A 23,097-nucleotide genomic window follows, 5' to 3' on the forward strand; every position below is an offset into this window, starting at 1 on the left:
AGGCCGGGATTTTAAAGGGGAGCGCGCCGCAGTGCGCGCAGGCACGTTGATTGCTTGGTGTGTTGCGCCGCCATCCACCACCATGCCCCACGTGCCCAGCCACCCCTATTCCCACACCCTGGGTTCCCGTACCTACGGGTTTCGCGATCTCAAAGACCTCATGGCCAAGGCCACGCCGCTGCGCTCGGGCGATGTGCTGGCCGGTGTGGCCGCCCACAGCGCCCAGGAGCGGGTGGTGGCGCAAATGGTGCTGGCTGGACTGCCATTGCGCACCTTTTTGAACGAGGCGCTGGTGCCCTACGAGGAGGACGAGGTCACCCGCCTCATCCTCGACAGCCACGACGCCGCCGCGTTTGCCCCCATCCGCCATCTGACGGTGGGCGACTTTCGCAACTGGCTGCTGGGCGACGCGGTGGACAGCGCCACGCTGGCCGCCATTGCTCCGGGTATCACGCCAGAAATGGCTGCCGCAGTAAGCAAGATCATGCGCAACCAGGACTTGATTCTGGTGGCCAAGAAGTGCCGCGTGATCACCGCTTTCCGCAGCACCATCGGCCTGGCCGGCCGCATGGCCACGCGCCTGCAGCCCAACCACCCGACCGACGACACCACCGGCATCGCCGCCAGCCTGCTGGACGGCCTGCTCTATGGCAGTGGCGATGCAGTGATTGGCATCAACCCCGCCACCGACAACGTGGCCCAGGTGGTCAAACTGGTGCACATGATGGACGACATCATTCGCCACTACGCCATCCCCACCCAGTCCTGCGTGCTGACGCACGTGACCAACTCCATGCAGGCGATTGAGCGGGGGGCGCCAGTGGATTTGGTGTTCCAGTCCATCGGCGGCACCGAGGCCACCAACAGTAGCTTTGGCCTGAACCTGGCGCTGCTGACCGAGGCGCGCAGTGCCGCCCTGTCGTTGAATCGTGGCACCGTAGGCGACAACGTGATGTATTTCGAAACCGGGCAGGGCAGCGCCCTGTCAGCCAACGCGCACCATGGCATGGACCAGCAGACCTGCGAGGCCCGTGCCTACGCGGTGGCGCGCCACTACAAGCCGCTGCTGGTCAACACCGTGGTGGGCTTCATTGGCCCCGAGTATTTGTTTGACGGCAAGCAGATCATCCGCGCCGGGCTGGAAGACCACTTCTGCGCCAAGCTGCTGGGCCTGCCCATGGGGTGTGATGTTTGTTACACCAACCACGCCGAGGCGGACCAGAACGACATGGACGTGTTGCTCACCCTGCTGGGCACGGCGGGTTGCAATTTTGTGATGGGTATTCCGGGCTCGGACGACATCATGCTGAACTACCAGACCACCTCCTTCCACGACGCGCTCTACGTGCGCCGCGTGCTGGGCCTGCGGCCTGCGCCCGAGTTCGAGGCCTGGCTGCAGCGCATGCAAATCTTCAGCGAGGCCAGCGCGGACTTTGCCCTGCACACGGACGTGCCCCCGGCCTTCCAAAAAGCCCTGTTGCAGCTGGCATGACGTCCATGAGCGACCCGCACGCCCCAGTCACCCCCAACCCCTGGGCCAGCCTGCGCCAGTTCACCGATGCACGCATTGCCTTGGGGCGCTCTGGCGTGAGTCTGCCCACGGCGGCACAGTTGGCCTTCCAACTGGCGCACGCCCAGGCCCGCGATGCGGTGCACATTGCACTGGACGCCCCGGCCCTGGCCGAAGCCCTGCACGCGGCCTGGCCCGAGGCGCCGCCCCCCTGCCTGCTGCTGCACAGTGCGGCGCTGGACCGCAACCACTACCTGCAGCGCCCCGACCTGGGCCGCCGCCTGGATGCGGCCTCGGTGGCCTTGCTGGAGGGGTTGTACCGGCCTGCGGGCAGTTTGGGGGATAGCGCGGGCGAGGGGGCGCGTCCCTACGATCTGGCCTTGGTGGTAGCCGATGGCCTGTCGGCCCTGGCCATTGCACAGAATGCCGTGCCTTTTTTGGCCGCCTTGCACAGCCGCCTGCAGGCGGACGGTTGGCGCGTGGCCCCGTTGTGCATTGCCCAACAAGCGCGTGTCGCCCTGGGCGACGAGGTAGGTGAGCGCCTGGGCGCCAAGGCGGTGGTGGTGTTGATTGGGGAACGCCCCGGTCTGAGCTCGCCCGACAGCATGGGTCTGTACCTGACCTGGATGCCGCGCGTGGGCCTGAGCGACGCCAGCCGCAACTGCATTTCCAACGTACGCCCAGCGGGGCTGGGCTACGAGGCGGCGGCGTTCAAGTTGCACTACCTGCTGACCCAGGCGCGCCAGCGCCGGCTTTCGGGGGTGGACCTGAAAGACGATACGGGCGATCAGGCGCTGACGGCTTCAGGCCGGGCCAACTTTCTGCTGGCCTAGCCCGGGTTTTTGCCTCAGGCGGGCAGGTAGCCGTCCACCGACAAATAGCGTTCGCCGGTGTCGTAGTTAAAGCCCAGCACGGTGCTGCCGGCGGGAATTTCAGGCAGTTTTTGGGCAATGGCGGCCAGCGTGGCGCCGCTGGAAATACCCACCAGCAGGCCTTCTTCGCGCGCGCTGCGGCGGCCGTATTCCCGCGCGGGTTCGGCATCCACCTGGATCACGCCGTCCAGCAGCTCGGTCTTCAGGTTCTTGGGAATGAAACCGGCGCCAATGCCCTGGATGGGGTGGGGCGCAGGGGCGCCGCCGCTGATCACGGGAGACGCTGTGGGCTCCACGGCATAGACCTTGAGCTGGGGCCATTGGGCCTTGAGCACCTGGGCCACGCCGCTGATGTGGCCACCCGTACCCACGCCGGTGATGAGCACGTCCACGCCCTTCGGGAAGTCTTTCAAGATTTCTTGCGCGGTGGTGCGTACATGCACGTCGATGTTGGCGGGGTTCTCAAACTGCTGGGGAATCCACGCCCCTGGGGTTTGCTCGGCCAGCTCTTGGGCGCGGGCAATGGCGCCCTTCATGCCTTTTTCGCGGGGAGTCAGGTCAAAGCTGGCGCCATAGGCCAGCATCAGGCGGCGGCGCTCGATCGACATGCTGTCGGGCATGACCAGAATCAGCTTGTAGCCCTTGACCGCGGCCACCAGGGCCAGGCCCACGCCGGTGTTGCCCGAGGTGGGCTCGATGATGGTGGCGCCGGGTTTAAGGACGCCGCTTTTCTCGGCATCTTCCACCATGGCCAGGGCAATGCGGTCCTTGATGGAGCCGCCGGGGTTGCTGCGCTCACTCTTCACGAAAACCTGGTGCGTGGTGCCAAACAGTTTGTTGATGCGAATGACCGGCGTGTTGCCAATGGTTTGCAGGACGTTGTCGAATGCCATGAAGTGTCTCCGAGTGAGGAATCAAGCAGCCATTTTGGACCCAATGTTTGAATTCCTTGCGACACTTTGGGCATATCCATATGCCGCCGCGCGCGAGGCTGGTGGCGAGGCGCGATAATCGGGGGGTGAAGCCCGCCAGACCACCGCTGGTGCAATCTGGGAAACCAGGCACTGGAGGAACGTCCGGACTGCATAGGGCAGCGTAGCAGTTAACGACTGTCCACTGACAAGCTGTGCACGCAAGTGCATGGCCCTAAGGTGAGGATTAGAGCAACAGAGACGAGTCGATGGGACAAACCTTTGGGTGTTCTATGCGTGCAGCGCGGCGCAAGCCGCGCCCCGGGCAACCGGGTGCGCATAGCCACCCGATGGGCGAAGCCACATCGGGTGAAACGGGCAATCTCTACGCGCAGCAATACCAAGTAGGCCAACGTTGACGGGGCCCCCGGAGTTGGCGGGTAGGTAGCATCGAGCCGTTTGGGTGACCAGCGGCCCAGAGTAATGGTGGTCACGTGGGGGGAAACCCCCATGCACAGAATCCGGCTTATCGGTGGGCTTCACACTTTTTTTGTTGTATGGTTAGGTCTTCACAGTCATTGGGAGATGGAGCCATGCGACCGATTCTTGAACTGTTGGAAAAACAAGGTGGCGCCATCTGGAGCCTGAGCCCCGGGGACAGCGTCTACAACGCACTGGAAATGCTGGCCGACTGCAACGTCGGTGCGCTCATGGTGATGGACGGTGACAAGCTGGTGGGCGTGTTCTCGGAGCGTGACTACACCCGCAAGATCGCGCTGGCGGGGCGCTCCTCCAAAGACACCCAGGTCAAAGACATCATGACCGCCCAGGTGCTCACCGTGACCCCGAAAACCTCTACCGACGATTGCATGGCCCTGATGAGCCAGAACAAGATTCGCCACTTGCCGGTGGTAGACGGCAGCAAGGTGGTGGGCATGGTGTCCATCCGCGACCTGATGGACAACATCATCCAGGACCGCGAACTCACCATCACCCAACTGCAAAACTACATCGCTTCATAAGGCTCCCACGCTCCGCCGCTGCGCGGGTCGCTGCCGCCCCGAGGAGGCGCGTTTCAGCTAGGGGCGGCCCTGCGCTGAAACTAGAATTTCTCGTAGCCGGCCAGAAAGCGCCATTGCCCCACGGGCAGGTCGGCCAGCGTGACGCGGCCCAGGCGGACGCGGCGCATGGCCAGCATTTCCAGATTCGCCAGCCCGCACAGGTAGGCCACCAGGCCGGGGTGTGAGCCCTTGATGGCAAAACGCAGGCGGCTCATTTCGGGGGTGCTGCTGCTCACGCTCACTTTCACCGTTGGCAGGTCCAGGCGTTCGTCCTTCAGGGCGTAGCCAATCGGTTTGAGCGCCTCGGGCGCCACTTCGCCCTTCACCTCCACCAGAAACTCGTGCTCCATGGTGCCCATGTCTTCGGTCAGCTTGCGTGTGGTGCGCCAGTCTTGGGTGAACACCACCAGCCCGGTGGCGCCGTTTTCGAGTTCGATGTCGGCTTCCAGGTGGTTGAAGTGGCGTTTGAGCACCGGGGTCTCAGTGGGGTCGTGTTCCCAATGGGTTTGCGGGGTCAGCAGGCTGCGCGCATCGGGCGGCGTCTTGCGCCCACGCACGGGCTCCACTTCTTCGGTGCCATCCGCGTAACCCGCAGGTTTGTTCAACAGCAGGGTCACGGTCGTCAGGTTCAGCAGGCTAGCCTCCGGATCCAGCGTGACGGCGTCGCGGTTCGCGCGGTGTGCGGGTTCTTCCACCACCACGCCGTTCACGCGCACCCAGCCACCCTCGATGTACTGCTCGGCCTCTTTGCGCGAGCAGTCTTTGAGTGCCATCACGTGTTTGGACAGGCGTTCGCCCGTCTCCACCACCGGGGCTTCCACCACGGGCTCTTTGCGCGGTTTGCGGAAACGCGGTTTTTTGGTGGACGGCGCAGGCATGGGGGCTGGCGCCGTTGGGCCGGGCCGGTACGCGGCGGGGCCCGGGCGGTACGCCGTGGCTTGCCCTCGGGGGGGCGGGGCGGTGTGGGCCGCATGGGCAGGTCGGGGCGCCACGGGTGCAGGCGCCACTACGGGGCGCGGCGGTTTGACAGGCTTGGTGAGCGTGGGGCGTGGGGGTTTGGAGTCAGAGCTGCTCATGGCTGGCCTTCTTGGTTTTTGGGGTTGCCTGGGTTGTCCAAGGCGTAAATGCGCTCCACATGGGCCAACAACGAACGTTTGGCCACGGGCCAGATGCGCGCATCCACATCGTCATAGGCCAGGGGCAGCCAGTCGTCCAGGCTGCCATGGGGGTTGGCGCGCATCACGGCGGCAATCTTGGCTTCGCGCGCCAGGCGGTGGGCTTTGAGCTTGGCAATTGCGTCGAGTGCGCCGTCGATCACATGGCCGTGGGCCGGCAGGATGTACTGCACGCCCAGTTCGGTGCAGGCCGCGGTCAGCGCGTCCAGCGAATCCAGGTAGTCGGCCATATTGCCGTCGGGCGGGTCGATCACCGTGGTGCTGCCGTTGAGGATGTGGTCGCCGCTGAACAGCAGGCCGTCTTCCTCCAGCAGCAGGCAGACGTGGTTGGCCGCATGGCCAGGCGTGTAAATCACCTGCAGCGTGTGCACGGGTTTTAGAGCGCTTTGCACGTCTGGCCCAGGCAGCATATGCGCAAGTAGTTCCTGATTTAATAGCGGACGATCCGGAGTGAAGTCGCTGGCAGCGCGGGCTGTGGGTGCCGACGGCAGGCCCAGAATGGGCGGGCCGCCCTGACACAGCGCCTGCAGCGGCGCTGCGCCCGGCGAATGGTCGGGGTGCGAGTGGGTGCAGACGATGCGCAGGATGTTGCCGCCGCTGCCGTCTTCAAACGCCGCGGCCTGCCACAGGCGTTGCAGGTGGTCGGCGTCGGCCGGGCCGGGGTCGATCACCGTGAAGCCGGTGGCGGGCTCGCCCACCAGGTAGCTGTTGGTGCCGGGGCCGGTCATCACGCCCGGATTCGGGGCGGTCAGGCGCAGCACGTTGCGCAGCAGCGGGGTGGGGCGGTCGGTTTGCCAAGCGGCTATCAGCGAGGCGGCTGCGGGGGAAGTATCCGCAGGCAGGATGTGGGTGGGTCTAACCATGCGGGGGATGGTACGGCCAAACGCGGATAATTCGGCCATGCGAATTCCGTTCACCAAAATGCAGGGCGCGGGCAATGACTTTGTCGTGCTCGACGAAACGCGTGGCCGCCTGGGCCTGACTGAGGCGCACTACCGCTTTCTGGGCGACCGCCATTTTGGCGTGGGCGCCGACCAGATCCTCACGGTGCGCCCCTCGCCCGCCGAGGGCATCGACTTCGAATACGTGATCCACAACGCCGACGGCAACGAGGTGGAGCAGTGTGGCAACGGTTCGCGCTGCTTTGCCCGCTTTGTGCACGACAAGGGCCTGACCACCAAAGACCGTATCCGCGTGCAGACCATGAAGGGCGTGATCGAACCGCGCCTGAACGCCGACGGCCGCGTGACCGTGGACATGGGCGCCCCGGTGTTCGCGCCCGCCGACATTCCGTTTGACGCCGGCGGCCTGACGCTGCAGCCCATGGGTTCATGGGGAAATTGGCCTCTAGCCCTTATGGATGCTGCGCAAGCAGCTCATCTTTTGGTAGCAACTGTATCCATGGGCAACCCCCATGCGGTGACGCTGGTCGACAACGTGGACACCGCCCCCGTGGCCACACTGGGCCCGGCCGTGCAGGCCAGCCCGCGCTTTCCGCAGGGTGTGAACGTGGGTTTTTTGCAGGTCGTGGACCGCAGCCACGTGCGCCTGCGTGTGTATGAGCGTGGCGTGGGCGAGACCCTCGCCTGCGGCACCGGCGCCTGCGCGGCCGTGGTCTCCGGCATCCGCCTGGGCCTGCTGGACGCCAGCGTGGAGGTGCAAACCCACGGCGGCGTGCTCACCATTGAATGGGCGGGTGGCGACGCCTCGGTGTTCATGACCGGCCCCGCCACCACCGTGTTCCACGGCGAAATTGACCTTCCCGAATAACCCAACCCGATTCGACCGCACTACACCATGACCACTCTCGTGAACCAGGCTCTGGCCAACCCCATCACCGAAGACGACATCGCCAACTACCTGGCCAACACGCCCGACTTCTTCCAGCGCCATGCCGAGTTGCTGGCCACGGTGCAATTCACCAGCCCACACAGCCACCGCGCTGTGAGCCTGCAAGAGCGCCAGGCCGAGATGCTGCGCGAGAAGATCAAGCTGCTGGAGCAGCGCATCATGGAAATGATCCGCAACGGCAACGAGAACGTCATGTTGTCCGACAAGATCCTGCGCTGGGCGCGCTCGTTGTTCCTCACCACCAACCTGGCCGACCTGCCCCTGGAAATCGTGCAGGAGATCAAGGACCAGTTCGCCGTGCCGCAGGTCGGCCTGCGCCTGTGGGGCGTGGCAGACGAATTTGCCAGCCTGGGTTGTGTGCAAGGCGTGAGCGACGACGCCAAGGTGTTTGCCAGCTCTCTGACCGAACCCTTTTGTGGCCTGAACACCGGCTTTGAAGCCGTGAGCTGGCTGGAAGACGCCCACAACGTGAGCTCGCTGGCCCTGATTCCGCTGCGCAGCGGCGTGGCGGGCAGCAGTGCTCCGGCCTTTGGCATGCTGGTGCTGGCCTCTAGCGATGCCCACCGCTTCAACAGCGGCATGGGCACCGAATTTTTGGCGCGCATTGGCGAATTGGCCAGCGCCGCGCTGTCGCGCCTGCGTTAACGCCCGATTGCCGTGACTGCGGACGACACCGCCCTGGTTGAAAAATACCTGGAGTACGTCCGCGTCGAAAAACGCTTGGCTACGCGCACGGTGGAACTGTACGCGCTGGACCTGAGCAAGCTGGCGGCCAACGCCACCCAGGCCCAAATAGCACTGCGCGAGGTGAAGAACCACCACATCCGCCGCTGGGTGGCGCAGATGCACAGCGGCGGGCGCAGCGGCCGTGGCATTGCGCTCATCCTGTCGGGCTGGCGCGGCTTCTACACCTGGCTGGGCCGGCAAGGCCTGGTGGCCAGCAACCCGGTGCAAGACGTGCGTTCCCCCAAAGCCCCCAAGCCCTTGCCCAAGGCCCTGGGCGTGGACGACGCGGTGCAATTTGCCAATTTTGAGAGCGACGACAACGCCTGGCTGGAAGCGCGTGACGCGGCCATGGTGGAGCTGCTCTACGGCAGTGGCCTGCGCGTGGGCGAGCTCGTGGGGCTGGACGTGGTGGCGGGCAAAGACGCCAAAGGCTGGGTGGATCTGCAGGCGGCCGAGGCCCATGTGCTGGGCAAGGGCAGCAAGCGCCGCACGGTGCCGGTGGGCGCCTCGGCCCTAGCCGCGCTGCAGCGCTGGCTGGACCTGCGCGGCCCTAGCGGCACGGCCAGCGCCGCGCCGGTGCCCGCCGCACTGGCCAATGCCAGCGCGGCCCTGTTCACCGGGCGCAATGGCACGCGCCTGACCGCGCAAAGCATCTGGCAGCGCCTCAAACGCCGCAGCCAGTTGGCCGGCCTCAACACCCCGGTGCACCCGCACATGCTGCGCCACTCGTTTGCCAGCCATGTGCTGCAAAGCAGTGGCGATTTGCGCGCGGTGCAGGAGCTGCTGGGCCACGCCAACATCACGACCACGCAGGTCTACACGCGGCTGGACTTCCAGCACCTGGCCAAGGCCTATGACGCGGCGCACCCGCGGGCGAAGTTGAAAAAAGGGTCCTAACTCCCCTACGCCTGCCGAGGCTCCGAGCCTGTGGAGTGGGCCTGCGGGCGGCCGATTTCTGTGCGTTTGGCAGTATGAGGCCGCCCGCAGGCCCATTCCACAGGCGGCGCGCTCGCAAGCGACAATACTGGCCTATGAAAACCATTCGTCTGCGCGCCGGAAAAGAGCGCTCCCTGTTGCGCCGCCACCCCTGGATTTTTGAGTCCGCCATCGCCAAGGGCGGGGGCGACAGCGGCGAGACCGTGCGGGTGGAGTCGGCCGAGGGTCAGTTTCTGGGCTGGGCGGCGTTCAGTCCGCAGTCCAAAATCCGCGCCCGGGTCTGGAGTTTTGACGAAACGCAGCGCATCGACGCTAGCTTTTTTATAGCTGCTTGCGCAGTATCCATAAGGGCTAGAGGCCGATTTGATATAAAAAGTGACGGTGTGCGCCTGGTTCATGGCGAATCCGATGGCCTACCCGGCCTGATCGTGGACCGCTATGGCGACACCCTGGTGGCGCAGTTCACCTCGGCCGGCGTAGACAAGTGGAAAGACGTGATTGCTGATGCGCTGTTGGTGGCCACCGGCCTCACCAAGCTGTATGAGCGCTCGGACGCCAGCAGCCGTGCCCTGGAGGGCCTGCCCGAAGTGACGGGATGGCTGCGTGGCGACGGCCCTACCGACCTGGTGCTGCAAGAGCACGAGTGGAAGCTGGCCCTGTCCATCGCCGAAGGCCACAAGACCGGCTTTTACCTGGACCAACGCGACAGCCGCAAACGTTTTGCCGAGACCACGCGCCGCCTGGGCTTCCAGCGCGTGCTCAACTGTTATTGCTATACCGGTGGTTTCTCCGTGGCGGCCCTGTCGGGCGGTGCAGGCCATGTCACCTCCATCGACTCCAGCGGCCCGGCGATTGAAAAAGCCGCGGCCAACGTGGCGATGAACGGCTTTGACGCCAGCCGCGCCACCTTCATGGACGCCGACGTGAACGCCAGCCTGCGTGCCTTTGGGGCCGAGGGCCGCACCTTTGACGCCATCATCCTGGACCCGCCCAAGTTTGCCCCCACCGTGGCCCATGCGGAGCGGGCGGCCCGCGCCTACAAAGACATCAACCGCCTGGCCTTCAAGCTGCTGGAGCCCGGTGGCGTGTTGTTTACCTATAGCTGCTCGGGCGGCATCAGCGCCGACCTGTTCCACAAAATCATTGCTGGGGCTGGCTCGGACGCCGGGGTGGACGGTTACATCACCGAGCGCATGGGCGGCGCGCCCGACCACCCGATGACGATTGCCTTCCCCGAGGGCGAGTACCTCAAGGGGCTGGTGGTGATGCGGCGTTAAGGCCGCCTCAGCGAAACCTTGAATTGCTGACTACACTTCGCAGTTGTCTTCTTTTTGCAGTGCACCATTTTTGGATACCACGATGAGCTTGATTCCCGCCACCATCCTGACCGGCTTTCTGGGTTCCGGCAAAACCACGCTCTTGAAGCGCGTGTTGGCCGAGGCCCATGGCCAGAAGATCGCCGTTATTGAGAACGAGTTCGGTGAGGAAAACATCGACAGCGACATTCTGGTGAGCGACACCAATGAACAAATCATCCAGATGAGCAACGGCTGCGTCTGCTGCACCATCCGCGAGGACCTGCGCACCACGCTGAAAGACCTGGCCGAGAAAAAACGCAAGGGTGAACTGGACTTTGAGCGTGTCGTGATCGAAACCACCGGCGTGGCCGACCCCGGCCCGGTGGCGCAGACCTTCTTCATGGACGACGAAATCGCAGAAACCTACCTGTTGGACTCCATCCTGACGCTGGTAGACGCCAAACATGCGGAGCAACAGCTCAACGACCGCCAGGAAGCGCGCCGCCAGATCGGTTTTGCCGACCAGATCTTCATCAGCAAGTCGGATCTGGTGTCCAAGGACGAGCTGGACGCGCTGACGCACCGCATCAAACACATGAACCCGCGTGCGCCGCAAAAGGCAGTGCATTTTGGTGACGTGTCGCTGAAAGAGGTGTTTGACCTGCGCGGGTTTAACCTGAACGCCAAGCTGGACATTGACCCCGACTTCCTCAAGGAAGACGACCACCACGATCACGACCATGCCCACGGTGAGCATTGCGACCACCCCTCGCACCAGCACGACCACGCGCATGGGGACCACGGCGGCCATGGCCACCACCACCGTCACGATGACGATGTGAAAAGTTTTGTGTTCAAGTCCGACCGCGCCTTTGACCCGGCCAAACTGGAAGACTTTTTGGGCGCCATCGTCAACATCTATGGCCCGCGCATGCTGCGTTACAAAGGTGTGCTCTTTATGAAGGGAACGGAACGCAAGGTGATCTTCCAGGGCGTGCACCAGCTCATGGGCAGCGATCTGGGTCCCGCCTGGGCCGAGGGGGAGCAGAAGTGCAGCAAAATGGTCTTTATCGGCATTGATTTGCCCAAGGACATCTTCTTGCAGGGCATGGAGCAGTCCCTGGTCTGATACGCCTTCACAAGACCACACCAAATACCGGCTGGGAGCCAAATGATTGTCTCGCTTTTGCAACTGATGGGTTTCCCGATGGGGAAACCTGTACACTCGCGCGCCGAAGAAACCCCCGTTTCACCGCCCTCCAAGGCGGTAAAAACGGAAGCAGCCACCAGGGACCGTGCGCAGGCGAGTACTGCCAGGAGACAAGAAGTGAAAGCGACATCCGGGAAAGACACCAAAGCCAAAGACGTGAAATCCAAAGACGTCAAGGCCAAACCTGCAGCCAAAGTGGCTGCCAAACCGGTAGTGAAGGTGCAAGCCCCAACTGCAGCCAAAAAGGCGGCGCCCAAAACTGTGAGCAAACCCGTGGCCAAAGCGGCGGCCCCCAAGGCCAAAGTGAGTGCCAAACCGGCGGCCAAGGCGCCTACCAAGCCCGCTGCGAAAGCGGCCCCCAAGGTGATCGCCAAGGCGGCGGTGAAACCCGTGGTCAAAGCGGCAGCCAAACCCGCTGCCAAGCCGGTGGCCAAAGTAGCCGCCAAGGCGCCTGCAGTTAAAATCAAACCCGCTGCCGCGAAACCGGCGGCCAAACCCACTGCCAAAGTGTCAGCCCCTGCCAAAACCACATCCGCCAAAGCGGCCGTGGCTGCTGTGGTGGCCAAAGCTCCCGCAGTGGCTCCTGTACCCGCTTCTGCGGCTGCGGTGCCTGCCAAGTCAGGACGCCCATCCTCCCGGTTGGCCCAACTTACCGTGCCTTCCATGGCGCAATCTGTGGCATCCACAGCCGCCAAAGCCAGCTATACCCTTACCATGACTTCCCCCGTGATTGCCCCCGTGATTCCCGCCGCCGTCAAAAAAGACGCCAAGCTTGTCAACAACTGGAAGTCCAAACCGGTGGCCGAGTTGACCGATGCCGAGTTGCTGGCCATGCCCGACTCCGAGTACATGAACGATGTGCAGCTGGCGGCCTTCCGCCTCAAGCTCTCCATCCTCAAGCGCGACATCCTCAACAGTGCGGGTGAAACGACCGAGCACCTGCGGGAAGACACCTCGGTGGTGCCGGACCCGGCAGACCGCGCCACGATTGAAGAAGAACACGCGCTGGAACTGCGCACCCGGGACCGCGAACGCAAGCTGCTCAAGAAAATTGAGCAGTCGATCTCCCGCATCGACGCAGGTGACTATGGCTACTGCGATGAAACCGGCGAGCCTATCGGCGTCGGCCGTCTGCTGGCCCGTCCTACGGCCACCTTGTCGCTCGAAGCGCAGCAGCGCCGCGAGCTCAAGCAGAAGATGTTTGGCGATTAATCGCCAGTCCTGAGCCTACGGAGCAAGCCCCCTGATTTATGGCGACCAAAGACGATCGACCCGGTTTATTGTCCAAGGTGGCGATGTTTGTGCGCAACCCGACCAAGGATTGGTCGGAGTTGGACCGCGCAGAGCCCGAACAGGACAGCGGGTATGACAAACAGGCCCTGAAGGCCATGATTGAGCGCAAGCGGCAAAACGATTTTGTCCGCAAGCGTGAATTTGACCAGTTGCGCAAGCTGCGCAACCGCGACCCCTCCGCCACCGCAGCGTTGGCCCGCCCTTCGTTTTTTCAGACCAGTATTCCCACGGACCCCGATGGCCGTGCGGTGACGCTGAAGAAAATCGACGAAATCGAAGCGCAGATGTCCAAGCAGTGGTGGAAAGGCAAGCAGGATGCCGCCGCGGCCCAGGGCGGTTTCCCGGTGGCAGGTAATGCTACGGCCCCCGCCGAGCCCGTGTCCATCCATGCTTCGGCGCCCACGGTAGCAGCCACCTTGTCATCGCGGTTTGAGGCGACGGAGTCGTCTGAGCTGCACTCCAGTGTGTCGGGTGCTGTGCCAGCCCCTTCTGAATACGCCCCCACGCAGATGGGTATGGGCATGCCTCCGCCCATGTCCAGCCATGTGCCCTTGCCCGGACGTGCCGCGCCAAGCGCATCGACCCGCGGTGGGGATGGGGGTACTGACCTGACTTTTTCGACCTCCAAGTTGTTTGCCATGGAGGTGGACGATATGGCCACCGACCCCGAGTTGGAGGAGGCCGCCATCCGTTTTGCCAATGGAGACGATGCCGGGGCTGAAACGGGGTTGCTGAACGCCTTGCAAAGCATCACGGCCACCCCGGAGGCTTCCACCTCCTGGGCTGCGGCGCTGATGGACTTGTACCGCGCCACCAACAACCGTGCGCGCTTTGATTGGGCGGTGGTGGAGCTGGCCCATGTGTGGGGCCATGCGGTGCCCGTCTGGGCCACACTGGCCGAGCCATCGCAAGGCATGGACACCACCGCGGCAGCCCCTTTTTCTGCCTCGGGTTCAGGTCGCAGCGTGCTGGGGGTTACCCACGCGATCTGGCACTGCCCGCCCCGGCTGACCGCACTGGCGATGGAAGATTTACGCGAAGCCATGTCCACCCAGCCCATGCCCTGGGTGATCGACTGGTCGGCTGTGGCGGCTCTGGATGCGGAGGCCATGCCTTTGCTGGGCGGCCTGTTCAGTAGTCTGTGTGACGAGGCCGTGGCCTTGCAGTTTGGTGGTGCCGATAGCTTGGTGCTGGCCTTGCGTGCCACAACGCCCTCCGGCGATCGTGCGGTGGATCCGGCCTGGTGGGCGGTGCGCCTGAATGCGCTGCGCACCATGCAGATGCTCGATGAGTTTGAGTTGGCCGCGCTGGACTATTGCGTGACCTACGAGGTCTCGCCCCCGGCCTGGGAGTCTGCCCGCTGCCATTACGAGCCGGCAGAAATTGCCGCCCCAGGTGCCGGCATGTCGCCGTCCAGTTTTGAGTCTGCGGCCACAGTGCCGATGGGGCTGATGGACAGCGTGTCAGTTTCTGGCCTGGAGCTGCGTGGTGATGTTCTGGGTGATGCCACGCAGGCCCTGGCGGGCCTAGATGCCGCGCGCGACGAAGGCGGGCGCATTGTGGTGTCCTGTCGCAGTCTGATTCGAGTGGATTTTTCCGCCGCGGGCAGCATCCTCAACTGGGTGGCCCTGCGCCAATCCGAGGGGAGCTTGGTGCAGTTCCAGGACGTTCACCGCCTGGTGGCTGCATTTTTCAACGTTATTGGCATCAATGAGCATGCCAGGGTCGTCCCCCGCGCCATGTGATTGTGCGCACCTTGTGCGCATGGGCTTGATTTTGGTGCGACCCACCACACCTTCACACCATGGAACAATTTCACGGCACCACCATCATCAGTGTCCGGCGCAAGACGCCGCAGGGCGACCAGGTCGCCATCGGCGGCGATGGCCAGGTCACTTTGGGCAATATCGTGGTCAAGGGCTCGGCCCGCAAGGTGCGCAAGTTGCACCACGGCAAGGTGCTGGCGGGTTTTGCCGGTGCCACGGCTGACGCCTTCACCCTGTTTGAGCGCTTCGAGGCCAAACTCGACAAACACCAGGGGCATCTGGTGCGTGCCGCCATCGAACTGACGAAAGACTGGCGCACTGATCGCGTGTTGCGCCGGCTGGAAGCCATGCTGGCGGTGGCCGACAAAGATGCCTCCCTCATCATCACGGGCAACGGGGATGTGCTGGAGCCCGAAAACGGCATCGTGACCATTGGTTCTGGCGGTGCCTACGCCCAGGCGGCGGCCGTAGCGCTGCTCAACCACACCGAACTGCCCGCGGCAGACATCGTGAAACGTTCGCTGGAGATTGCGGGCGAACTGTGCATCTACACCAATATGCACCACACCATTGAGACCCTGTGACCGATATGCACGCCATGACACCCCAGGACATCGTTGCCGAGCTGGACAAACACATCGTTGGACAAGCCCAGGCCAAACGCGCCGTAGCGATTGCCCTGCGCAACCGCTGGCGCCGGCAAATGGTGGACGCTGCGCTGCGCAGTGAAATCACGCCCAAAAACATTCTGATGATTGGCCCCACCGGGGTGGGCAAGACAGAGATCGCCCGCCGCCTGGCGCGTCTGGCCGATGCGCCTTTTATCAAGGTCGAGGCCACCAAATTCACGGAGGTAGGTTACGTGGGCAAGGATGTGGATGCCATCATCCGCGACCTGGCCGACATTGCCGTCAAACAAACCCGTGAGGCCGAAAAAACCAAGGTGCGCGCCCGCGCCGAAGATGCGGCGGAAGAGCGGATTCTGGACATTCTGGTGCCACCGCCCCGTAGCGAATTTGGTTTTGCGGCAGCCACGGATACGCCTGAAAACACGGCACGCCAGACCTTCCGCAAAAAACTGCGCGAAGGCCTGTTGGCCGATCGCGAGATCGACATCGACGTGGCAGCGCCCACACCCCAGCTCGAAGTCATGGGGCCTGCCGGCATGGAGGAAATGACCGAGCAGCTGCGTGGCATGTTTGGCCAACTGGGCCAGAACAAACGCCAGACGCGCAAGCTCAAGATCAGCGAAGCCCACAAGCTGCTGGTGGACGAAGAGGCCGCCAAACTCGTCAACGAAGAAGATATCAAAAGCCAGGCCTTGCACCTGCTGGAACAGAACGGCATTGTTTTCATCGATGAAATCGACAAGGTCACGTCGCGCAGTGAGGGCAGCGGGGCCGAGGTGTCGCGCCAAGGTGTGCAGCGAGATTTGTTACCGCTGGTGGAGGGCACCACGGTGTCTACCAAATACGGCATGGTCAAGACCGACCACATTCTGTTTGTGGCGTCCGGCGCTTTCCATCTGAGCAAACCCAGTGACCTGATTCCGGAGCTGCAGGGGCGCTTCCCGATTCGGGTGGAGCTGCAGTCGCTGTCCGTGCAGGACTTTGAAGCCATCCTCACGCAGACCCATGCCTCGTTGGTCAAGCAATACCAGGCGCTGCTGGCCACCGAGCAGGTGACGTTGGCGTTTACCCCCGAGGGCATTACGCGCCTGGCGCAGATTGCCTTTGAGATCAACGAACGCACGGAGAATATCGGCGCGCGCCGCTTGTCCACCGTGATGGAGCGTCTGCTGGACGAAGTCAGCTTTGGTGCTACGTCTTTGGCCGGGCAAACCGTGTCGATTGATGCGGTGTATGTGGATGCGCGCCTGGGTGAGCTGAGCCAGAACGAGGATCTTTCACGTTACATCCTGTAAGCCGTTCGGACAAACGGTAGGGGAGGTGGGTGTTTCATGCATCACTTTCATAAGGCGCGCTAAGTGCTTAATTTAGAACGATTTTTGCCTGCCATTCGCCTGCAAAAACGCTTCTAAGTCCTTGATTTCATTGGAAAATTTTCGCGCAAGCCCTCTTGCCAGCGCGGCTTTTGCTGATACAGTGCAAAAAAGTGCAATTTAGTGGTGAAAAGTGCCGCGCAATTGCTATTTCCACGCTGTCGCAACAAAAGTAGGTATTTCACGGTGTTCCAAGGGGCCTCGTCTCTCAGTCTGGATGCAAAGGGTCGGTTATCAGTACCGACCCGGCATCGTGACGTCTTGAGCGCGACAGCGGCTGGCCAACTCACGATCACCAAACACCCCCACGGGTGCCTGATGGTGTTTCCCCGCCCCGAGTGGGAAAAATTCCGCGAACGTATTGCAGCCCTGCCGATGTCGGCCCAGTGGTGGAAGCGCATCTTCCTGGGCAACGCGATGGACGTGGAAATGGACGCCACGGGGCGCGTGTTGGTTTCGCCCGAGCTGCGCGAAGCTGCTGGCATTGCCAAAGACACCATGTTGCTGGGCATGGGCAACCACTTTGAGCTGTGGGACAAGGCCACCTACGACGCCCAAGAGGCCAAGGCCATGCAGGGCGAAATGCCCGATGTCTTTAAAGACTTTTCTTTCTAAGGTGTGACGGTGGAAGCTCCTTGGACCCACACCACCGTCTTGTTGAACGAAGCAGTAGACGCATTGTTCAGCAACGACGGTTTGCCCTATGCGGGCGCGGCGGACGGCACCTATGTCGATGCGACCTTTGGCCGTGGCGGCCATTCGCGCCGCATTCTTGAGCAGTTGAGTCCCACCGGTCGCCTGGTTGCCTTTGACCGCGACCCTGACGCCGTGGCGCAGTCCGCCAGCATCACCGACCCCCGTTTTTCCATCCGCCACGAAGGTTTCTCCCATTTGGGTGAATTGCCTGCGGCCAGCCTGGCTGGTGTGTTGATGGACCTGGGCGTGAGTTCCCCCCAAATTGACAACCCACAGCGGGGCTTCAGCTTCCGCTTTGAAGGTCCCCTGGATATGCGCATGGATACCACGCGCGGTGAGAGTGTGGCCCAGTGGCTGGCAACAGCCGAGATCAATCAAATCGCGGAGGTGATACGTGAATATGGTGAAGAACGGTTTGCTGGGCCAATTGCAAAGGCGATTGCTGCTCGCCGACAGGAACGGGGGCCAATTTCAACCACCTCCGAGCTGGCCCAACTCGTGGCTGACACGGTCAAAACCCGCGAGCAGGGCCAGAACCCTGCAACGCGCACATTTCAGGCTCTTCGGATTTTCATCAACGCCGAGCTTGAGGAGCTGCAACAAGCGCTAGACGCCAGCCTGGACGTGCTGGAGGTCGGTGGGCGCCTGGCGGTGATCAGCTTCCATTCGCTGGAAGACCGCATCGTCAAGCAGTTCATTGCCAAACACTCCAAAGACGAGTACGACCGCCGCGCGCCGTTTGCCGCCCCCAAGGTCATGAAGCTTAAAGCGTTGGACCGCATCAAGCCCAGTGCGGCCGAAGTGGCGGGCAATCCGCGCTCGCGCAGTGCCATCTTGCGCGTGGCGCAAAGGATGGCGGCGTGATTCGGTTGAATCTCGTGTTGCTCCTTGCTGTGGTGGCCAGCGCCTTGTATTTGGTGGGCATGCAGTACGAATCGCGCCGTGTCTTCGTGGAGCTGGAGCGCGCGCGCGCCGAAGCGCGCCGGCTGGAGACGGAGTTTGAGCGCCTGCAGGTGGAAAAACGCGGCCAGGCAACGCCTGCGCGCGTGGAGCGCCTGGCCAAAGATCAGCTGCAAATGCGCCAGGCCACACCGGGTATCACCACCTACGTGACTTACACCGCGCCAGGGGCCACGCCGTGAGCCGTAGCGTGTTGTACACCTCCAGTCCTCTGCTGGCCAGCCGCACCCCGGTGTGGCGCAGCAAGTTTGTGGTGGGCGTGATTGCGCTGGGCTTTGTGGGGCTGGCCGCCCGTGCGGCCTATATCCAGGTGGTGGCGAACGATTTTTTCCAGCGCCAGGGCGAGGTGCGGTTTGCGCGCACACTGGATTTGCCGGCCAACCGCGGCCGCATTCTGGACCGCAATGGGCTGATCCTAGCCTCCAGCGTACCCGCGCCCAGCATTTGGGCGATTCCCGAAGACGTGGAAATGGACAAGGCGCAATTGCAGCGTTTGGCCAAGTTGTTGGAGATGCCGGCGGCCGACATTTCGCGCAAGCTGGCGAATGAGGACAAGACCTTTGTCTGGATCAAGCGCCAGGTGGACGCTGCCGTGGCCAAACAAATTGCCGAGCTCAACATCAAGGGCATCTACCAGCGCAAGGAGTACAAGCGCGAGTACCCTGAGGGGGAGTCCGCTGTCCATGTGGTGGGCTTTACCAATGTGGAAGACAAGGGTCAGGAGGGTGTGGAGCTCACCTTCAACAAAGAGCTGGCCGGTCGTAGCGGTTCACGCCGCGTGATCAAGGACCGCTTGGGCCGGGTGGTGGAGGACGTAGGAGACCAGATTCCGCCACTCGAAGGCAAGGACCTGCAACTTAGCATCGACAGCAAAGTGCAGTTTTTTGCCTACCAGAAGCTGCGCGATGCCGTTGTGGAGAACAAGGCCAAGGCGGGCAGCGTGGTGGTACTCGATGTGTTGACAGGGGAAGTGCTGGCGCTGGCCAACTACCCCAGCTACTCACCCGCCAAACGTGCCAATCTGACGGGTGCCCAGTTGCGCAACCGGGCGCTCACCGACACCTTTGAGCCTGGCTCCACCATGAAGCCGTTTGTGGTGGCCTTGGCGCTGGAGCAGGGCATGGTTCGGCCCGAGACACCGATCCAGACCGCACCGGGGCGCATCACGATCACGGGTTCCACCATCACCGATTCGCACCCCCACGGCGTGTTGTCCGTGAGTGAGGTGATCCAGAAGTCCAGCAACGTGGGCACCGTCAAGTTGGCCATGCAAATGGAGCCCCACGAGATGTGGGACATGTTCAGCCAGGTTGGGTTGGGGCAAAAGCCCCAGGTGCCTTTCCCTGGTGTGGTGAGTGGTCGTCTGCGTGCCTACAAGACCTGGCGCCCGATTGAGCAGGCCACCATGAGTTATGGCTACGGCCTCTCGGCCAGCCTGTTTCAGCTGGCGCGCGCCTACAGTGTGTTTGCACGGGATGGCGAGTTGGTGCCGGTGACCCTGCTCAAAACTTCGGAGCAGGTGGCCGGTGTGCGGGTGTTTGAGGCGCGCCATGCCAAGTCCGTGCTCAACATGTTGCACATGGCCGCAGGCCCTGGTGGCACTGCGCCCAAAGCCCAGACCATGGGTTACTCTGTGGGTGGCAAAACCGGCACCGCCCACAAGCAAGAGGGCAAGGGGTATGCGGACAAAAAGTACCGCGGCTTCTTCGTAGGTGTCGCCCCGATTGATAACCCGCGCATTGTGGTGGCCGTGATGATTGACGAGCCCAGCAATGGCAAATACTTTGGCGGTGATGTGGCGGCGCCCGTGTTCAGCGAAACCGTGCAGCAAACCCTGCGCATGTTGGGCGTGCAGCCCGACATGGCGGTGCGCCCACAGATCGTGACGGACGCGGTGGAGGAAAGTTTCTGATGCGCCACCTCACGTCACCCCAAGAGGCGGTGCAATGGCTGCGCGAGCGCGGGGCGGGTGCTCTGCGCACCGACAGCCGGCAGCTGGTGGCGGGGGAAGCTTTTATTGCCTGGCCAGGCGCCGCGGTAGATGGCCGCAGTTTTGCGCCCCAGGCCTTGGCCCGTGGCGCGGTGGCCTGCCTGGTGGAGCAAGACGGTGCGTCTGCTTTTGCGCTGGATGCCCACCATGTGGCCAGTTACGCCGGTCTCAAGGCCGATGCGGGCCTGATTGCCGCCCAGTTTTATGGCCAGCCCTCGCAGACCCTGCCCGTGGTGGCGGTGACCGGCACCAATGGCAAAACCAGCACCGCTTGGTGGTTGGCCCAGGCGCTGGGTGTTTTGCCTGCGGGGCAAGCGCTGCCGTGTGGGGTGATTGGCACGCTGGGCGTAGGGCAGCCGCCCCATGTGTTGTCCACCGGGCTGACGACGCCCGACCCCGTGCGCGTGCAACAGACATTGCGCCAGTTTGTAGACCAGGGCTTACGCGCCTGTGCCATGGAAGCGTCGTCTATCGGGATTGAAGAGCAACGCCTGGCCGGCACCCAACTCCAGGTCGCGGTGTTTACCAACTTTACCCAGGACCACCTGGATTACCACGGCAGCATGGAGGCCTATTGGGTCGCCAAGCGCAAGCTGTTTGCCTGGCCGGGCCTGGCCCATGCGGTGGTGAACATCGACGACGGATATGGTGCGATCCTGGCCGACGAACTGGCGGGCACGCTGGACCTGTGGACGGTGTCGAGCCAGCAGCCGGCACGCCTGCGCGCCCAGCAATTGCGCCACACCGCCAGTGGCATGGCCTTTGAGGTGGTGGAGGGCGATGTGTCTTGCACCCTGCAGTCCCAGGTCATCGGCCATTACAACGTTTCCAATTTGCTGGGTGTGATTGCCGCCATGCGTTGCCTGGGTGTGCCGCTGGCCGCCGCCGTGGCCGCCTGCAGCACCCTGCTGCCCGTACCGGGTCGCATGGAGTGTGTGGGCGGGCAGGGCGAGCCCCTGGTGGCAATTGACTATGCCCACACGCCAGATGCGCTGGCCCAGGCCCTGCAAGCCCTGCGCCCCATGGCGCAAGCGCGTGCCGGCCAGCTCTGGGCCGTGTTTGGCTGTGGCGGTGACCGCGATGCCTCCAAACGCCCGCTGATGGGGGCGATCGCCGCCCAGCATGCCGACCGCGTGGTGGTGACCAGTGACAACCCGCGCAGCGAACGCCCCGAGGCCATCGTGGCGCAAATCCTGTTGGGCTTGGTGGACAACAAAGGGGTGGACGTGGAAGTGGACCGCGCATTGGCCATCCGCAGCACCGTGGGCGAGGCCGCGGCAAACGATGTGATTTTGCTGGCTGGCAAAGGCCATGAAGAAACCCAGGAGCTGGCGGGTGTGAAGCATGCTTTTTCGGATCATGCACATGCCCTGGCGGCGTTGCAGGCTCGCCAAACCACATCCGGGGGTGCTGCGTGAGTGCCATGATGACTTTGGCCCAGGTGGCCACTTGGTTGGACGGTGCGCACCTGGTGGGCCCGGCGGACCTGTCGGTGCAACGGGTGCACACCGATACCCGCACGATTGAGGCCGGTGATCTGTTTGTGGCCCTGCAGGGCGAGCGTTTTGATGCGAATGCTTTTTTGCCCGATGCCCAGGCCCAAGGTGCCACGGCCGTGTTGTGCCATGCCGGGCTGGAATCTTCGGCCTACCCCGCAGGCTTGCCGCGCATCGAAGTGGCCGACACCAAGCAGGCCCTGGCCCAGTTGGCCACCGCATGGCGCGCCCAGTTCACCTTGCCCCTGGTGGCGGTCACCGGCAGCAACGGCAAAACCACGGTCACACAAATGGTGGCCGCCATTCTGGAGGCACAGGCCCCCGGTGGTGCGGCGCTGGCCACGCGTGGCAACTTCAACAACGACATTGGTGTGCCGCTGACCCTGCTGCGCCTGCGTAGTGAGCACCGCCTGGCTGTGGTCGAGCTGGGCATGAACCACCCTGGCGAGATCGCCGGGCTGGCCGCCATGGCCCAACCCACTGTGGCCCTGGTCAACAACGCGCAGCGTGAGCACCTGGAGTTCATGCACACCGTAGAGGCCGTGGCCCAGGAAAACGGCACGGTGCTTGCCGCCTTGCCTGCTGACGGTGTGGCGGTTTTCCCGCTGGACGATGACTACACCGCGGTGTGGCAAGGCCTGGCCGCGAACCGCAAGACCGTGCAGTTTGGTTGGCAGTCTGCCGGTGCCGTGCAAGAGGTGCTGTGCACGGACGCCGAGTGGGTGGATGGTGCCTGGCAAGTCCAGGCCAGCACGCCCTGGGGCGCCCTGAGCTACCGCTTGGCGATTGCCGGGCGCCACAACGTGAAGAACTCGCTGGCCGCGGCCGCCTGCGCCTTGGCCGCGGGTGCCAGCACCCAGGCGGTGGCGCAGGGCCTGCAGGCCTTTGTGCCGGTCAAGGGCCGCTGCCGTGCCCTGTTGATCAGCCACAGCGGGCTGCATGCCACGCTGGTGGACGACACCTACAACGCCAACCCCGACTCCATGCGTGCCGCTATTCAGGTGCTGGCCGACTTGCCAGGCCCGCGTTTGCTGGTGCTTGGCGACATGGGTGAAGTGGGTCAGCAAGGCCCCGAATTCCATGCCGAAGCCGGCCGTTTTGCACACGCGCAGGGCATCACCCATGTGTTGGCCTTGGGCGAAATGGCAGTGCACGCCGTCCAGGCCTCCCCGGGGGCGGAGCACTTTGCCGACGTCGAGGCGCTGCTGGTGCGCGCCCGTGCCCTGTTGCCTGGTGTGGCCAGTGTGTTGGTCAAGGGATCGCGTTTTATGCGCATGGAGCGTGTGGTGGAGGCCCTGGCCCACGCCGCGCCCGCCCCTGCAGGGGGCACCCATGCTGTTTGAT

Annotated in this window: 20 protein-coding genes, 1 other RNA gene and 1 pseudogene; 19 read left to right on the plus strand and 3 right to left on the minus strand. The window is 63.4% G+C overall.

All coding sequences use genetic code 11. From position 1 onward, the window contains the following. Positions 1 to 82 precede the first annotated feature (82 nt). A complete protein-coding gene (locus C5F53_RS14360; protein WP_201740862.1) occupies positions 83 to 1,492 on the plus strand; it encodes an ethanolamine ammonia-lyase subunit EutB in 1,410 nt (469 codons plus the stop codon). 5 nt (positions 1,493 to 1,497) lie between these two features. Beyond that, positions 1,498 to 2,343 (plus strand): ethanolamine ammonia-lyase subunit EutC, encoded by an 846-nt coding sequence (eutC, locus tag C5F53_RS14365; RefSeq protein WP_105262267.1) that lies wholly within the window; start codon positions 1,498 to 1,500, stop codon positions 2,341 to 2,343. Between the two features lie 14 nt (positions 2,344 to 2,357). Here eutC and cysK read toward each other — a convergent pair whose 3' ends face one another. Then, positions 2,358 to 3,275: a cysteine synthase A gene (cysK, locus tag C5F53_RS14370; protein WP_105262073.1), complete on the minus strand. Its 918-nt coding sequence runs from the start codon at positions 3,273 to 3,275 to the stop codon at positions 2,358 to 2,360. A gap of 127 nt (positions 3,276 to 3,402) precedes the next feature. Here cysK and rnpB point away from each other — a divergent pair. Both rnpB and C5F53_RS14380 read left to right on the plus strand, forming a co-directional pair. Beyond that, positions 3,403 to 3,838: RNase P RNA component class A (gene rnpB, locus C5F53_RS14375), an RNA gene on the plus strand. A gap of 48 nt (positions 3,839 to 3,886) precedes the next feature. Further along, positions 3,887 to 4,315, plus strand: a complete 429-nt coding sequence (locus C5F53_RS14380) for a CBS domain-containing protein (RefSeq protein WP_105262074.1) — start codon at positions 3,887 to 3,889, stop codon at positions 4,313 to 4,315. Between the two features lie 80 nt (positions 4,316 to 4,395). Here C5F53_RS14380 and C5F53_RS14385 read toward each other — a convergent pair whose 3' ends face one another. Together C5F53_RS14385 and C5F53_RS14390 are read right to left on the minus strand one after the other, a co-directional pair. Beyond that, positions 4,396 to 5,430 carry an RNA pseudouridine synthase gene (locus tag C5F53_RS14385; protein WP_236635380.1) on the minus strand — a complete coding sequence of 345 codons (1,035 nt, stop codon included), beginning with the start codon at positions 5,428 to 5,430 and terminating at the stop codon, positions 4,396 to 4,398. After that, a pseudogene (locus C5F53_RS14390) lies at positions 5,427 to 6,326 on the minus strand (MBL fold metallo-hydrolase); the annotation flags it as partial. The pseudogene C5F53_RS14390 and the gene C5F53_RS14385, both read right to left, overlap by 4 nt. Before the next feature lie 103 nt (positions 6,327 to 6,429). On the opposite strand from C5F53_RS14390, the gene dapF reads away from it, so the two are divergent. The 15 genes from dapF to murF all read left to right on the plus strand — a co-directional run bounded on the left by dapF (position 6,430) and on the right by murF (position 23,096). Beyond that, positions 6,430 to 7,299, plus strand: a complete 870-nt coding sequence (dapF, locus tag C5F53_RS14395) for a diaminopimelate epimerase (protein WP_105262077.1) — start codon at positions 6,430 to 6,432, stop codon at positions 7,297 to 7,299. A 27-nt stretch (positions 7,300 to 7,326) separates the two neighbouring features. Then, positions 7,327 to 8,025 carry a DUF484 family protein gene (locus tag C5F53_RS14400; RefSeq protein ID WP_105262078.1) on the plus strand — a complete coding sequence of 233 codons (699 nt, stop codon included), beginning with the start codon at positions 7,327 to 7,329 and terminating at the stop codon, positions 8,023 to 8,025. Between the two features lie 12 nt (positions 8,026 to 8,037). Then, complete coding sequence (locus C5F53_RS14405) at positions 8,038 to 9,003, plus strand: tyrosine recombinase XerC (RefSeq protein WP_370446734.1); 966 nt, start codon at positions 8,038 to 8,040, stop codon at positions 9,001 to 9,003. 134 nt (positions 9,004 to 9,137) lie between these two features. After that, complete coding sequence (locus C5F53_RS14410; RefSeq protein WP_105262080.1) at positions 9,138 to 10,319, plus strand: class I SAM-dependent rRNA methyltransferase; 1,182 nt, start codon at positions 9,138 to 9,140, stop codon at positions 10,317 to 10,319. A gap of 82 nt (positions 10,320 to 10,401) precedes the next feature. Continuing rightward, the gene (locus tag C5F53_RS14415) at positions 10,402 to 11,469 is read left to right on the plus strand and encodes a GTP-binding protein (RefSeq protein ID WP_105262081.1); all 1,068 of its coding nucleotides are present in this window, start codon (positions 10,402 to 10,404) and stop codon (positions 11,467 to 11,469) included. A 198-nt stretch (positions 11,470 to 11,667) separates the two neighbouring features. Beyond that, entirely contained in the window at positions 11,668 to 12,762 is a 1,095-nt protein-coding gene (dksA, locus tag C5F53_RS14420; protein ID WP_236635381.1) for an RNA polymerase-binding protein DksA, read from the plus strand. A gap of 38 nt (positions 12,763 to 12,800) precedes the next feature. Then, a complete protein-coding gene (locus C5F53_RS14425) occupies positions 12,801 to 14,588 on the plus strand; it encodes an STAS domain-containing protein (protein ID WP_146097369.1) in 1,788 nt (595 codons plus the stop codon). 59 nt (positions 14,589 to 14,647) lie between these two features. Further along, positions 14,648 to 15,193: an ATP-dependent protease subunit HslV gene (hslV, locus tag C5F53_RS14430; RefSeq protein ID WP_105262083.1), complete on the plus strand. Its 546-nt coding sequence runs from the start codon at positions 14,648 to 14,650 to the stop codon at positions 15,191 to 15,193. 5 nt (positions 15,194 to 15,198) lie between these two features. After that, positions 15,199 to 16,533 carry an ATP-dependent protease ATPase subunit HslU gene (gene hslU / locus C5F53_RS14435; RefSeq protein WP_105262084.1) on the plus strand — a complete coding sequence of 445 codons (1,335 nt, stop codon included), beginning with the start codon at positions 15,199 to 15,201 and terminating at the stop codon, positions 16,531 to 16,533. Positions 16,534 to 16,797: 264 nt separating this feature from the next. After that, entirely contained in the window at positions 16,798 to 17,226 is a 429-nt protein-coding gene (gene mraZ, locus C5F53_RS14440; RefSeq protein WP_094482051.1) for a division/cell wall cluster transcriptional repressor MraZ, read from the plus strand. A 9-nt stretch (positions 17,227 to 17,235) separates the two neighbouring features. Next, a complete protein-coding gene (gene rsmH / locus C5F53_RS14445; RefSeq protein ID WP_105262269.1) occupies positions 17,236 to 18,171 on the plus strand; it encodes a 16S rRNA (cytosine(1402)-N(4))-methyltransferase RsmH in 936 nt (311 codons plus the stop codon). Beyond that, complete coding sequence (ftsL, locus tag C5F53_RS14450) at positions 18,168 to 18,449, plus strand: cell division protein FtsL (RefSeq protein WP_105262085.1); 282 nt, start codon at positions 18,168 to 18,170, stop codon at positions 18,447 to 18,449. The genes rsmH and ftsL overlap by 4 nt, the downstream gene beginning before the upstream one ends. Then, a complete protein-coding gene (locus C5F53_RS14455; RefSeq protein WP_105262086.1) occupies positions 18,446 to 20,179 on the plus strand; it encodes a penicillin-binding protein 2 in 1,734 nt (577 codons plus the stop codon). Before ftsL ends, C5F53_RS14455 begins: the two co-directional genes overlap by 4 nt. Next, on the plus strand, positions 20,179 to 21,675 hold the full coding sequence (locus tag C5F53_RS14460; RefSeq protein ID WP_105262087.1) for a UDP-N-acetylmuramoyl-L-alanyl-D-glutamate--2,6-diaminopimelate ligase: 1,497 nt from the start codon (positions 20,179 to 20,181) through the stop codon (positions 21,673 to 21,675). Before C5F53_RS14455 ends, C5F53_RS14460 begins: the two co-directional genes overlap by 1 nt. Before the next feature lie 5 nt (positions 21,676 to 21,680). Beyond that, positions 21,681 to 23,096 (plus strand): UDP-N-acetylmuramoyl-tripeptide--D-alanyl-D-alanine ligase, encoded by a 1,416-nt coding sequence (gene murF, locus C5F53_RS14465; protein ID WP_105262088.1) that lies wholly within the window; start codon positions 21,681 to 21,683, stop codon positions 23,094 to 23,096. Position 23,097 lies beyond the last annotated feature (1 nt).

The sequence above is a fragment of the Rhodoferax sp. TS-BS-61-7 genome, from assembly GCF_002943465.1.
Taxonomy (GTDB): domain Bacteria; phylum Pseudomonadota; class Gammaproteobacteria; order Burkholderiales; family Burkholderiaceae_C; genus Allorhodoferax.